At 65.1% G+C, this 13,739-nt stretch carries 11 protein-coding genes and 1 pseudogene; 8 read left to right on the top strand and 4 right to left on the bottom strand.

Annotated features, from left to right (window positions below):
- The first annotated feature begins 122 nt into the window (after positions 1-122).
- Complete coding sequence (locus ACR9ZN_RS21250) at positions 123-1,133, top strand: GlxA family transcriptional regulator (protein WP_481273116.1); 1,011 nt, start codon at positions 123-125, stop codon at positions 1,131-1,133.
- Between the two features lie 119 nt (positions 1,134-1,252).
- Here ACR9ZN_RS21250 and ACR9ZN_RS21245 read toward each other — a convergent pair.
- The 4 genes and pseudogenes from ACR9ZN_RS21245 to ACR9ZN_RS21230 form a co-directional block, all read right to left on the bottom strand.
- Positions 1,253-2,460: pseudogene (locus tag ACR9ZN_RS21245) on the bottom strand (MFS transporter).
- 357 nt (positions 2,461-2,817) lie between these two features.
- A complete protein-coding gene (locus ACR9ZN_RS21240; protein ID WP_481273115.1) occupies positions 2,818-4,176 on the bottom strand; it encodes a hypothetical protein in 1,359 nt (452 codons plus the stop codon).
- A 276-nt stretch (positions 4,177-4,452) separates the two neighbouring features.
- A complete protein-coding gene (locus ACR9ZN_RS21235) occupies positions 4,453-4,854 on the bottom strand; it encodes a RidA family protein (protein ID WP_434958423.1) in 402 nt (133 codons plus the stop codon).
- Between the two features lie 122 nt (positions 4,855-4,976).
- A complete protein-coding gene (locus ACR9ZN_RS21230; RefSeq protein ID WP_454816390.1) occupies positions 4,977-5,672 on the bottom strand; it encodes an NUDIX hydrolase in 696 nt (231 codons plus the stop codon).
- Between the two features lie 242 nt (positions 5,673-5,914).
- On the opposite strand from ACR9ZN_RS21230, the gene ACR9ZN_RS21225 reads away from it, so the two are divergent.
- From ACR9ZN_RS21225 to ACR9ZN_RS21195, 7 genes are all read left to right on the top strand, one after another.
- Positions 5,915-6,220: a hypothetical protein gene (locus tag ACR9ZN_RS21225; RefSeq protein ID WP_454816388.1), complete on the top strand. Its 306-nt coding sequence runs from the start codon at positions 5,915-5,917 to the stop codon at positions 6,218-6,220.
- Between the two features lie 176 nt (positions 6,221-6,396).
- The gene (locus ACR9ZN_RS21220) at positions 6,397-7,452 is read left to right on the top strand and encodes an SPFH domain-containing protein (protein ID WP_454816386.1); all 1,056 of its coding nucleotides are present in this window, start codon (positions 6,397-6,399) and stop codon (positions 7,450-7,452) included.
- Positions 7,453-7,524: 72 nt separating this feature from the next.
- Positions 7,525-8,415 carry a diacylglycerol kinase catalytic domain-containing protein gene (locus ACR9ZN_RS21215; protein ID WP_481273114.1) on the top strand — a complete coding sequence of 297 codons (891 nt, stop codon included), beginning with the start codon at positions 7,525-7,527 and terminating at the stop codon, positions 8,413-8,415.
- Positions 8,416-8,629: 214 nt separating this feature from the next.
- Positions 8,630-9,817, top strand: coding sequence for a pyridoxal phosphate-dependent aminotransferase (locus ACR9ZN_RS21210; protein ID WP_481273113.1), 1,188 nt, complete (start codon positions 8,630-8,632; stop codon positions 9,815-9,817).
- 126 nt (positions 9,818-9,943) lie between these two features.
- Positions 9,944-11,536: a 5-guanidino-2-oxopentanoate decarboxylase gene (locus ACR9ZN_RS21205; RefSeq protein WP_481273112.1), complete on the top strand. Its 1,593-nt coding sequence runs from the start codon at positions 9,944-9,946 to the stop codon at positions 11,534-11,536.
- Positions 11,537-11,662: 126 nt separating this feature from the next.
- Positions 11,663-12,826 carry an acyl-CoA dehydrogenase family protein gene (locus ACR9ZN_RS21200; protein ID WP_481273111.1) on the top strand — a complete coding sequence of 388 codons (1,164 nt, stop codon included), beginning with the start codon at positions 11,663-11,665 and terminating at the stop codon, positions 12,824-12,826.
- A gap of 113 nt (positions 12,827-12,939) precedes the next feature.
- Positions 12,940-13,677, top strand: coding sequence for an SIS domain-containing protein (locus ACR9ZN_RS21195; RefSeq protein WP_434958415.1), 738 nt, complete (start codon positions 12,940-12,942; stop codon positions 13,675-13,677).
- The last annotated feature ends 62 nt before the right edge of the window (positions 13,678-13,739 follow it).

Raw genomic sequence — 13,739 nt, 5'->3', positions numbered from 1 at the left:
TCTCCTGCTGGGTTGAAATGCGGGGCGCCTCGGTACGTGGCGGCCTTGTGAAACATTGAATAGCGCGCCATGGGCGTGATACGGATTGGCGAAACTGACATTGTTCGGGGCAAAACTGACAAATGGCGATGGGTAGCACTCTACCTGAGATTGGCCTGCTGCTGTATCCTGGTGTGCGCACGGCCGCTGTCTACGGCATGGTCGATCTTTTCGACGCCGCCAACGACATCGCACGCCGCAGGGCTGGCGATGCGAGTATCGGCATTCGTGTCTCCCAATGGAAGATCGCCGAGGGTGGCGGCATCGAATGCGTGGCGGACAGCCATGGTCAGGCGCCCCACAAGCCGGTGGCGATCGTTGCCCTGCCGGGGCTCGGCGATTTGCCGTCCCATGCCGTCTCCGCTCCCTTCGCCGCCTGGCTGCGCCAGCGCCATGACGAGGGCGCCATGCTGTGCTCGGTCTGCGCCGGCGCCTTCCTGCTCGCAGAGACCGGTCTGTTGGCCGGGCGGCTGGTCACCACACATTGGAGCTTTGCCCAGGCCCTGTCCCAGCGCTTTCCCGATATCCTGATCGATACGGACAAGATGATCGTCGACGATGGCGATATCATTACAGCCGGTGGCATCATGGCCTGGACGGATCTCGGGCTGACGCTGGTGGATCGGGTGCTGGGGCCGGAGGTGATGCTGGAAACCGCACGCTTTCTGTTGGTCGATCCGCCCGGACGAGAACAGCGCTATTACTCGAGCTTCGTGCCCAATCTGCGCCATGGCGATGAAGCCGTGCTCAAGGTACAGCGCTGGCTGCAGGACCAGGAGGGAGCCGAGGAAGACATGCGGCCGGTTTCCCTGTCCGCGATGGCTGAAAGGGCTGGCCTGGAGGAGCGCACGTTCCTGCGTCGCTTCCACAAGGCGACGGGCCTGAAGCCGACCGAATATTTCCAGCATATCCGGGTCAGCAGGGCCCGCTCGCTGCTCGAAACCACCAATCGCAATGTCGACCAGATCGCCTGGTCGGTCGGCTATGAGGATCCGGCTGCCTTCCGCAAGGTGTTCGCCAAGCTGATGGGTCTGTCGCCGCGCGACTATAGGCGCCGCTTCGCCGCAGGGCCGGCGATCGGGGTGGCCGCCTAGAGCAAAATGACTTTTCTCTGAATCGTCATTGTCTCTAACCCTTTGTTTAGACGCGTTTTCCTAATCGAAAAGTCTGTCGACTTTTGTGGAAAACGCGCTAAGCGGGTTCCCCTTGGCTCTTAGCCCGCGACGGCGGCGGCTTCGGGCTCGCGCCTGTCGGCTCGTTCCAGGATCCAGGACACCAGGAAGACCATGAGGCCGGCTACAGCCAGGAGGGCTCCCACCCAGCCGGTCGACGCCCAGCCGAAGCCGGCCGCGACGGCGACGCCGCCGAGCCAGGCACCGAGGGCATTGGCGATGTTGAAGGCCGAATGGTTGAGCGCGGCCGCGAGCGTCTGGGCATCGCCCGCCACGTCCATCAGGCGGGTCTGGATCGCCGGGCAGATGGCGAAGTTGCAGCCGATCAGGAAGATGCAGAGCGAGATCATCCAGGGATTGGTCGCGGTGAGACTGTAGAGCGCCATCACCACGGTGACCCAGACCAGCATGCCGCCGATAGTGGGCATCAGGGCGCGATCGGCCAGCCAGGAGCCGGCGATGTTGCCGACATTCATGCCGATGCCGAACAGCACCAGCGCCACCGGCACGAAAGCAGGCGAGAAACCGCTGAGCTGGGTGAGGGTGGAGGCGACATAGGTGTAGACGGCGAACATTCCACCGAGGCCGATAGCCGGGATCGCCAGAGTCAGCCAGACCTGCTTGCGCTTGAGAGCGCCGAGTTCGCGCAGCGGGCTGGCGCCCGGCTGGACCTTGTCGAGCGGCATGAAGGCCAGGATCAGCACGGCGGTAAGAGCGCCGATGGCACCGACGGTTGCAAAAGCGAGGCGCCAGCCCAGGGCCTGGCCGAGCCAGGTGGCGAGGGGGAGCCCACCAGCGTCGCGAGCGTGATTCCCATCATCACCCGCCCGACCGCTTGGGCGCGGCGATTGGGTTCGGCCATGCCGGCGGCGACCAGGAAGGAGACGCCGAAATAGGCGCCGTGCGGCAGGCCCGCCAGGAAGCGGAAACCGATCAACTGGTAATAGCCGTTCGCCAGGGCACTGGCGGCATTGGCGGCGGTGAATACCACCATCAGCCACAGCAGCAGCGTGCGTCGTGCCATCCGGGCCGAAAGCACGGCGATCACTGGCGCGCCGACGACCACACCGAGCGCATAGGCGCTGATCATGTGGCCGGCCTGCGGCTCGGTGACCAGGAGACCGTTGGCGACGTTGGGCAGGATGCCCATCGAGGCGAATTCCCCGGCGCCGACGCCGAAAGCGCCGACGGCAAGGGCGAATTCGATCCAGGCGGCGCGATGGCGATGGGAAGAGCTGTCTGCGGGCAGATCGGCGAGGGAGGCGGTGGCCGGATGGGTCACGGGAAGTCTTTCAGGGCGAACGGCGCGAAACAAACGAAGTGAGAAAGCCGGCAGCGCGGAGCCGCAGGCTGGCAATGGCTTGAATCAGCGATTTGGGAACTATCTATTGCGTTGCAATATCGCTGGCGGCAGGCAAAAAGTAAATCGGTTTACGTCTGCATTTCGGCATGGCTCGGGGCCGAGCTATGCCCGGGGGAAATGCGGCGGCCCGGGGAAGCGGAGTTTCGGCCGGAAGAGCCGATATCCGGATTTTCTCACGGGATTAGCCAACCGTCGTTTCCAAGGGCAGGCAAGGATGCCCGCGAGCCCAAGATGTCGCGTCGGCTAATACGGCTTCGCCGCCACATAGCCATAGTAGTTCATCAGGAAGTCATCCAGCTTGAGCGTTCCACCCAGGGGTACTTCGCGATAGCCGTCGCCCCAGGTGTAGATGTGGAACTTGACCTCGCCGTTCTCCAGCTTCATCTCGGATTGCAGCACGACCCAATGATCGTCGCGGATGTCCGAACTCTGGGTCTGATGGCCGTCGACCATGTTGGAGCCGATGAGCAGGACGACATGGTAGCCCGCCGCGAGCAGCCGGTTGGCTTCCTTCATGTTGTCCGTGTCGCGCTGGTGGCGGAAGAAGTTCGCGTCCTCCCGCACGTCCGTGTAGCCGGCCTGGTCGAACCAATAGGCCAGTTCCATGGGTGTCGTCATGCCCGAGAACGCGCCAGCGGTCGAATCGTAATGGATGACCCAGTCGTTGGAGTTGCGGATGCTCGCCAGCGTCAGCCAGTCGACCGGAGCAATGTCGGAGGACGAGGGGGTGGCGTGGCGCAGATCGGATTTCGGCTTGATCGGCAGGTTGTAGAGCTTGCCCTCGCCCTTGTCGTACATGTCGCAGGCGTAGGCGGCATAGGTTCCCGGGCGGTCGCGCAGGACGTTGAAGACCAGCGCGGCTGGTCCGCACAAATTCGTCTGGTTCTGGTCGAGCGTGCCCGGATAGGCGACGCGGATGATGATGCCGATGCCGACTTCGTCCCGGTCGAGGTTGGGCCATTGGCCGCGACCGAGCTTGCGCATGAAGTCGCAGGCGCGGCCAACGGCATAGCTGCGCTGGACCGAGGAGACGTCGAAGGGCCATTTTGCGATCATCTTGCCGGCCTGGTCGACGAAGGTCTCCAGCATTGTCTTCGAGCGCGGCATGATGGTGTTGGATTTCTCGCTGATCATCTTCAGGTCGGCGAGTTCATTCTGCGTCACGCGACCATCCTGCATGGTGGCGCGCAGGATCTCGACGATCTCGACATGATTGAGAAGGCGATCGTCCTGCAGGGCTGCGCGAAGCGCCTTCGGCACCGATCTGCTCTGGAACACGCCCCACGGCCCGGTGGGAGCGGCAGTCGGTGTCGGTGAGGGACGTGTTGCGAGCTCCTCCAATTTGGCGATTGCCGCGCCCACGGGTTCAATGAAGCCGGTTTGTTGCGCGGGAAAATATTTCTTCTGGAACGTCAGGATGGCGCTGCAGAGCGCATCGCTGGCAATGCCGCCGACGACACGGCCCGCAATGCCGGCCTCGGCTCCGCCGTCAATCCTGGGAATGAGGTTGAGGAGCGCGATGACGATCTGTTGGTCTTCGGCCCAGTTCTGACACTGGGCGCCGGTCGAGGCGTGGCGACCTACGCGCGCACGAAGGGGCATGGCGATCCTCCTTCTCGCGATTGGCACTGTTTTTCGCGATCGGTATTGTCTCGGATTGCCTGACCTTAGTGATGCCCGGCGTTTTGAGTATCCACTTTATAGGGGAAGACGCGTGACCTGCCCGGTGTCGGCCCGTGTCCATTGCTTCGGGTGGCGGGTGAGATCAGGACGGGCGGGCGTACATTGGGGGCGCGTTGTGGTATCGCCTGCTCCGATGAAACCAAGATCCATTGAAAATGACGCACTTTCCGTCGCTGCCTGGCACCGCCGAGACGTTCATGGCTTCTCGTCCGGCAGCACGGCGATGGCGTCGATCTCCACCAGGACATCGGGGAGGAACAGCGAGGCGACGCCGACGAGGGAACTGGCCGGCGGTCGCTCCTTGCCGATCCAGCGATCGCGCACGGCCCGGATGGTCGGCAACTGGCTGGGATCGTAGTCCCGCACATAGATGGTCACCCGCGCCAGGGCGCTGAAATCGGCGCCGGCCGCCTGCAGCGTGGCGAGAAGATTGGCGAAGACCTTGTCGAGCTGGGAGGCGAGGTCGTCGCCCACGACCTTGCCCGCTTCGTCAAAGGGGACGTGGCCCGAGAGCAGCAACAGGCGGCCGCTTTCGACCAGCATGGCTTGCGAGATGCCGGGAATGGTGGAGCCGGGCGGATTGATCGGGCGCAGCATGAAGATCTCCTCTATCTGTTGGCCTGTTTTCGCAGACGATGATGACGCTGCCTCGACTGGAACATTCTCCAGGAAGGCTGGCAGGGTTCTCGGTTGGGGATGCAGGACGGAGAAAGGCTGGATCACACCGTCCTGTCGAATTCCGTCAGTGCGCGTTTAGCCAGCCGGTAAAGCTGTGCCGGGCGCTTGCGCTCGGCGGTGGCGCTCGCCTTGGCGTCGATCTCCTCGAGAATCTGCATCTCCATCAGCTTGCGGCGGAAGGCGCTGTCATTGAGCGGGGTGCCGATGGCCTTCTCATAGACGGCCTTGAGTTCGGGCAAAGTGAACCGCTCGCCGAGCAGGAAGGCCGGCAGGGTGGAATAGCTCGCCTTCGAGCGCAGCCGTGCCAGGGCGGCGGCGACCAGCCTGGCATGGTCGAAGGGCAAGGACGGGCAGTGGTCGGGATCGATGCGCTCGAAACGGGGCGCGCCGGCCGCCTCGGCGGCGGCCAGGCGCTCTTCCGGCACCAAGGCGAGATAGACGATGGCGATCGACCAGCCGCGCGGGTCGCGGTGCGGACCGCCAAAGCTACGCACTTGTTCGAGATAGAGGCCGTCGAGCCTCGCCTTGTTGGCCAGGATGCGCCGCGCCGATGCCTCGATGTCGGCATCCTCCTCCGGCCTGACATAGCCGCCGATCAGGGCGAGTTCGCCGGCATGGGGATCGTATTCGCGCCGTTGCAGGCAGAGCCGCAGGCCATCCTCGTTCAAGGTGACGAGCACGATATCGACCGTAGCGATCGGGCGCTGTTCAGGCCCGGAAGGGGGAGCGGAGGGCATTTCGACATCCATTCGCTAGAGTATGGAGCAATGGCGGGCCTGTGAACGCTCCTCGCCTGCGCTACCAATTCCACCAAGTCGCCATAGCAAAGCCGGACGTGGAGGCAAGAGCAAGGCGCAAAATGCAATTTGTGATTTTATTGGCTGGCGGAGGTGCGTTCCTGTCACCGCGTGTTCGCTCGGGAACTGACCGGCGGTGCGATCCGTGGTGAAACGACATCCGATCCGGAGCGGAGGAAGATATGCGCTCGTTTCTGTCGGCTGCCTTGCTCGCCGCCTTCGTCGCGGGCTGCACGCCGCCGCAATCTGCAGTCGTCATCAAGCCTTTTACCGGCCATGTGCCGAGGATACCCGGCAACTACGAAGCGGCGGCCCGATTGCCGGAGCCTTCGCGGCCGGAGCCAGCACCGCCTTCCTCCTCAAGCAGTTCGTTCGATCAGACAGGGAACTCTGTCGACGAGAATTATTGTGCCGGGGTCGTCACGCCCACGCACAGTTCCTATCGCTGGTGCAACAAGCACGGCTATCCGACCAAGGACAGGCGGTAGGAGAAGCCTGGCCGCCGTCTTTCCCGGGTGGAGTTTGCGCGCTCCACCCAGCTGCACGTGCGGTCCGACACACATCCAATATCGGCGAGACATAAATATACAAAATACAATTTGCACTTTGTAATTTAATGAATTACAACGAACCCAATCGATCTCGACCAGCCCAGGAGCCAGCCATGGCCACCATTCGCCGCTATCCTTTCTTCAGCCACGCCCGCGTCGAGGCTTCGTCCTTCCTCGGCGTCTACCGGCAGGGCCGCCTCGCCCGGTCGGGCAGGGGTCAGGCCGTGTGGTTCTCGCCCCAGGGCAGCACTTCGCTGGTCGAGGTGCCGGCCGACGACCGCAATCATGTCGTTGCTGTCGCCGGGCGCACTGCTGATTTCCAGGCGGTGAGCGTGCAGGGGCTTGCGAGCTGGCGTGCTCAAGAGCCGGCACTACTGGCCGAGCGCATCGATTTTTCCATCGATCTGCGCACCGGCTCCTATCGCGCCGATCCTCTGACCCAGGTCGAGAATCTGATCGACGGTCTGGTAAAGACGACGGTCGAGCGTTTCCTCTCGGCCCGCAGCATCGGTGCCGTGCTGGCCGAAGGCGTCGGCGCTTTGCTGGCCGAGGTGGAGCGGGATCTTGCCGCAACCGTAGCGCTGTCGGCGATCGGCATTGCCCTCACCGGCATTCATTTGTCCGATCTCACTCCCGCACCGGAACTGGTGCGGGCCCTGCGCCAGCCGACGGCGGAGAAGCTGCAGCAGGCCGCCGACGAGGCGACCTTTGCCCGCCGCGCCGCTGCGGTCGAGAAGGAGGCTGCGATCGCCGAGAACGAGACCAAGGCGAAGATCCGGCTGGAGGAAGAGCGCGGCAGGCTGTTCGAGCGCGAGCGCGAAAACGAACTCGCGCAGGCACGCACGGCTGTCGACAAGAATATGGTGGCAGCTGAGGGCGAGGCGACGGCGCGTGAGCTGACGGCCCGCAGCCAGGCGGTGACACGCGGTGTCGCTTCCGTGGCCGAAGCCGAAGCGATCCGCCGGCTCGACGAGGCGAAGCTCGTCGGCGAACGCGTCCGAGCCGAGATCGCCAACACCCTGCCGGTGCTGATCCCGGTGGCGGAGGCCCTGAAGGAAGCCTTCGCCAATGCCAAGGTCGGCACGCTCAATCTCGGCCCCGACGTACTGGCCCAGCTCGGCACCGTGCTCGGCGCGGCCCTGGCCAAGGGCGAGAAGCAGGCTGGGTAGCCTCCACGTTTTCCTTCTCCTGCAAGGGGTGAAGGAGACATTCCTCCGATCCCTTCAACCTCGGAATCCGCCATGTCCCTTCTCGCCCCCCGCGTCATCCTTGTCAGGCGCGAGACCGATCTCGATCGCATCCGGGCAAGCTACACCAGCGCTGCCGCGGCGCGCTTCGTGCTGGAGCGCAAGGGTCTGACCCTGGAAGCGGTGGAGGACACGCATCGGCGCTTCACCGAGGCGCTCCATCGCATCAGGGCCGCCATTCCGGCCGACTGGCGCCAGGCCACCATTCTGAGGGCCGATGTCGAGCGCTTCGTCTTCGGCACCGAGGATGTCGTGCTGGCGGTCGGGCAGGACGGTCTTGTCGCCAATGTCGCCAAATATCTCGATGGGCAGGTCGTCATCGGCATCGACCCCTTCCCGGGCCTGAATGCCGGCGCCTTGGTCCGGTTCGGCGTCGGCGATACCGCGCAGGCCTTGCGGGAGGCGGTGAAGGGCAGCATCCGGGTGGAGGAGCGGGTGATGGCGGAAGCGCGCCTCGATCAGGGTGAACGCCTGCTGGCCCTCAACGAGATTTTCGTAGGCCATGCCAGCCATCAGTCGGCACGCTACACGCTGTCATCAGGCGGGCAAAGCGAGCGCCAATCCTCCTCCGGCCTCATCGTCGCCACGGGGACCGGAGCGACCGGCTGGGCAGCCTCGATCCTCAACGCCACCCATGCCAGCCTGGACCTCTCGCCAGTGCAGCCTCGTCTCGGCTTCCTGGTGCGCGAAGCCTGGCCCGGCCCGGCAACCGGCACCGAACTCGTCAGGGGCCTTGTCGAGGATGCACCTGTCGTCGTGACTTCCGAAATGGATGGCGGCACCATTTTTGCCGACGGCATCGAAAGCGATCATCTTGTCTTCGACTGGGGCCGCCGCGTCGAGATCGCGCCATCGGCAAGGCGGCTGAGGCTGGCCGTGCCGTGAGCGTTGGAGCCAGGCCTTGGTGTCAGGCCTTTGGTGTCAGGCCCTTGGTATCAGGCCCTTGGGGCAAGACGTCGCGGGGGTTACGCCGGATCGCGCGCCATGGTATCCGCTTGCTCATCTCATTCGGTGTCGTCAACCGTCCGTCAGGTTGGCCTCGATGCGTCTCCTCCCCGAAACACCGACATCCCGGGAGGCCTGTTCTTAGGAGTGTACTGTGCGCTTTGCTTCCGTGACCGATCGTTTGGCCGATTTGGGTGCGGCGAAATGGGCCGTACATTTTGAGGCGCGCCGCCGGGTCGCTGCCGGCGAGCCGATCATCGAGCTCACCATCGGTGAACCCGACACGCCGGCGCCCCAGGCGCTGGTCGACACCGCCATTGCCAGCCTCCGGGCCCGTCGCATCCGCTATTCGGGCGGGCGTGGAGAGCCGGCCGTTCTGCAGGCGATCGCCGCCAAATATTCCAAGCGCACCGGCCGCACCGTCACCACCGACAACGCTGCCTATATGCCCGGCACCCAGACCGCCCTCTATGCCGCCATCGCCGCCTTGGCGGAAGCCGGCAACGAGGTCTTGGTGGGCGATCCGCTTTATGCCACCTATGAAGGCGTGATCCGTGCCAGCGGCGCCGACATCGTGCTGGTGCCGCTCGACCCGGCCAATGGCTTCCATCTGCGCGCCGAGGACCTGGAGGCCCGCATCACGCCGCGCTCGCGCGTCCTGCTGCTCAACTCTCCGCACAACCCGACCGGCGCCACGCTGTCGCGTGACGAGATCGCCGCCATCGTAGGCGTCTGCCGCCGCCACGATCTATGGATCGTCTCGGATGAAGTCTATGAGATGCTGTCCTATGGCGCGCCCTTCGCTTCGCCCTTCGACCTGCCGGAGGGAGCTGAGCGCACCGTGGTGGTGTCGTCGCTCTCCAAGTCGCATATGGTACCGGGCATGCGCGCCGGCTGGTGCGTCGGGCCGGTGGAATTCATCGAGCGCCTGCTGCCGCTGTCGGAGATGATGCTGTTCGGCGGCCAGCCCTTCATCCAGGACATGGCGGCCTATGCGCTCAGCGAAACCTTCGCCGAATGCGCCGAGAGCGCTGAGAGCTTCCGGGTGCGGGCCGAGATCCTGCCCGAGATGCTCGCCAATGCACCGGGCCTGCGCTGCCCCAAGCCGGAAGGCGGCATGTTCGCCATGGTCGACGTCTCCGGCACGGGCATCGACGGCGAGGCTTTTGCCTGGCGCTTTCTCGAGGAGGAGAAGGTCGCCGTCATGCCCGGCGCCTCCTTCGGCCAGCAGGCGGCGGGCCATGTCCGCGTCGCCCTCAGTTCCGATGCCTCGCAACTGCGCGAGGCTGCCAGCCGCATGGTTCGCCTCGCGATCCGGCTGAGCCAGGGCAAGGCCGCCTGAGCCTACGTTCCCTTCTCCCCTTGCGGGTGTCGTCAGCTCTCTTGAGTTGACGACACCCGCAAGGGGAGAAGGCGATAGTTCTGCAAGACCGATCCAATCAAAGACAAATCCATTCCCGGGGGAACCATGGCCGAACATCCTCATCTCGGCACGCTCATTCCGCAATTGCTGGTCGAACGCGGCATCGACACGGTGTTCGGCATTCCCGGCGTGCACACGGTCGAGCTTTATCGCGGCATTCCCGGCTCCGGGCTCACCCACATCACGCCGCGCCACGAGCAGGGCGCCGGCTTCATGGCTGATGGCTATGCCAGGGCGACCGGCAAGCCCGCCGCCTGCTTCATCGTCACCGGCCCCGGGCTTCTCAACATCGCCACGGCGATGGGGCAGGCCCTGGCCGACAGCATCCCCATGCTGGTGATCACCACGCTGAATCCGCGCCAGACCCTTGGTCGCGGCGAGGGACGCCTTCACGAATTGCGCGGCCAGTCCATGGTCGGCCGCGAGGTGTCCGCACTCGCCTTGACGATCTGGACGAAGGATCAGCTCATTCCCGCTTTCGACGAGGCCTTCGCCTTCATGGCCTCCTCGCGACCCGGCCCGGTGCTGATCGAGATTCCGATCGACCTGTTGTCCGAACCCTTCCCGGCCCCCGTGACCGCCATGCGCAAGCCGGCGGGGCCGCCGATGCCGCGCGCCGATGACGTCGAAGCCGCGGCCGCTTTGATCGCCAAAGCGAGAAAGCCGCTGGTGATCGCCGGTGGTGGTGCCGTCACAGGTGGCGATGCCGTTCGCGGGCTGATCGAGAAGCTGGGCGCCGCTACGCTGCTCACCGCCAATGCCAAGGGCATCCTGCCATCAGGTCATCCGCTGCTGGCCGGCGGCTGCATGCTCACGCCGGCGCTGCATCAGGCGATCGGCGAGGCCGATCTCGTGCTGGCCCTCGGCACCGAGCTCGGCGAGACGGAATTCTGGTACGAACTCGAGGGGCTGAAGCTGAACGGGGCGGTGATCCGCGTCGACATCGATCCGCGCCAGCTGCATCGCAATGCCCGCCCGACCCTTCCGGTGGTGGGCGATGCCGGCCGCTTTGCCGCCGCGCTGGCGCCGCTGGTAAAGACGGCCGAGGGCGGGGCGGCCTATGCCAAACAGCTGCAGGCCGCGCGCCTCGACGGGGCAGACCCGCGCTATGTCCGGCATCGTCCGCTGCTCGACGCGATCTGGCAGGTATTACCGGAGGCCGTCGTCGCGGCCGACTCTACCGCGGCCAGCTATGGCGGCAACTTCATGGCTGAACCGCCGGCGGCCCGACGCTGGATGAGCGCGGCAACCGGCTTCGGCACGCTTGGCTATGCCCTGCCGGCGGCCGTCGGCGCCAAGGTCGGCCGTCCCACGGTGCCGGTGGTTTGCATCATCGGCGATGGCGGCCTGCAGTTCACGCTGCCCGAACTTGCCAGCGCGGCCGACGCCGGTGCGCCGATCATCGTGCTCTTGTGGAACGACCAGCGCTATGGCGAGATCGAGGAATATATGATCCGCAATCAGATCGCCCCGCTCGGCGTGCGTCTGCAGGCAACCGATTTCAGTGCCGCCGCCAAGGCCTTCGGGGCCAAGCATGTCGCCGCCCGCTCCCTCGACGAGGTCAAGGAAGCCCTGCTTGCCGCGGCCGGTGCGCCGGTCACCACCATCATCGAGATGGACGCGTCGCAATACGCCTGATCCATGTCGCGATCGGCATGAAGGGCGCCCTGAAAAGACTAGAAATGGCGCCTTCATTTGCTGGAAGTTTCGAGCGCCGATCGATGGGCGCGAATCGAATTCCGCTCGACTGGAGGGGAAACGCCGATGCAGTTCGCATTGACCGAAGAGCAGGACATGCTGGTCGAAACGGTGCGCCGTTTCGTCGAGGAAGAGCTCTATCCGCATGAGGCGCTGGTCGAGCGTACCGACGAAGTGCCCGACGACCTCGCCGCCGGGATCAAGAAGAAGGCGATGGAACTCGGCCTCTACGCCGCCAACATGCCGGTGGAACTAGGGGGCGGTGGTCTCGACGCCGTCGGCGTCGCACTTCTGGAGCGCGAGCTTGGCCGGGCCAATTACGGCCTGCAGATGGTGGTGGCCCGTCCCTCCAACATTCTCCAGGGCTGCAAGGGCGCCCAGCGCGAGCGCTGGCTCAAGCCGGCGATCCGTGGCGAGCGCGTCGACTGCCTGGCGATGACCGAGCCGGGCGCCGGCTCCGACGTGCGCTCGATGAAGACCAAGGCTGTCCGTAAAGAGGACAGCTACGTCATCAACGGCCAGAAGCATTTCATCAGCCATGCCGACAAGGCCGATTTCATCATCCTGTTCGCCGTCACCGGAACCGAGGAGACCAAGCGCGGCCCGCGCAATCAGATCTCCGGCTTCCTGGTCGACAAGGATACGCCCGGCCTGACCGTGCGCCCAGGCCCGCATGCGCTGTCGCATCGCGGTTACCACAATTGCGAGCTCTATTTCGACGACTGCGTCATTCCGGCCGACCAGCTTCTCGGCGAGGAAGGCAAGGGCTTCGACCTGATGAGCGAATGGCTGGGCGCCACCCGCCTCACCGTGGCGGCCACTTCCGTCGGCCGGGCGCGCCGCGTCATGGACGAGACACTGGCCTGGGCCGGCCAGCGCAAGCAGTTCGGCCAGGCGATCTCGCAGTTCCAGGGCATCTCCTTCCCGCTGGCGGATCTCGCGGTGGAGCTGGAGGCGGCCGATCTTCTCACCCTGCGGGCCGCCTGGCTGCTCGACCAGGGCAAGGCCACCGATGCCGATTTCGCAATGGCCAAGCTGGCGGCGTCCGAGATGCTGGGCAAGCTGACCGATCGCGCCATCCAGACCTTCGGCGGCATGGGCCTCATGGACACCCTGCCGATCGCCGGCTGGTGGAAGGATGCCCGGGTCGAGCGCATCTGGGACGGCACCAGCGAGATCCAGCGCCTGATCATCGCGCGCCAGATGCTGCGCCCGCATGAGGGGCGTTGAGGCGGCGGTAAACGGCGGCGCTTGGATGAGAGGCAATGCTTGGCGGGAGCATCATGATCGTGCAGGAAGGAACACCTCTCCCGCATGCAATAGCCAGTTCCCGGAAGATTGCCATGACCGAAATACCGACCGCCGCCGCCTATCTCGCCGAGCTCACCCGGCGCATCGGAGCCCTGTTCTGGGCCAATGCCGAGGCGATCGCGGCAGCGGCAGCCGCCGTCGAGCGCACGGCCCGGCAGGACGGCCTGGTCTATGTCTTCGGCACCGGCCACAGTCACATGCTGGCGGAGGAGGCGCACTACCGCGCCGGCGGCCTCGCACTGACCGTGCCGATCCTGTCGGCGGTGACCATGCTGCATGACGGCTCGGTGGCCAGCACGGTCTTCGAGCGGATCCCGGGCCTGGTCGCTCCCGTGCTGGCGCGCTATCCGATCGGGGCCAAGGACGTGCTGTTCATCGCCTCCAACAGCGGTGTCAACGCCGCCATCATCGAGGCGGCGGAGATCGGCAAGGCTACCGGCGCCACCATCGTCGCCATCACCTCGCTCGCTTATTCGAGCCAGGTGGCGCGGGGCCGGCCCCGGCTTGCCGATCTGGCCGATGTCGTGCTCGACAATGGCGCTCCGCCCGGCGATGCCGTGATGGTGCTGCCAGGCAGCGAATTGCGCACCGGCCCGGTGTCGACCTCGATTGGCGCGGCCCTGCTCAACGCGGTCTTTGCGGAGGCGGCTGCGCGCCTGCAGGCCGAGGGCGGCAATGCTCCGATCTATCGCAGCGCCAATATGCCGGGCGCCCAGGAGATCAATGCCGGATTGGTTGCGCGGTATCGACCACGCAATCCGCATCTATGAGACCATCGTCGATAAGGGCGGTCCATGACAGAATTTTTACGCGAAGCGGTATCAATCTACAT

It is taken from the genome of Labrys sp. HAY1-8F (assembly GCF_056754975.1).
The sequence above is the reverse complement of the archived record's forward strand: the minus strand, read 5'-3'. Positions and strand labels throughout refer to the sequence as shown.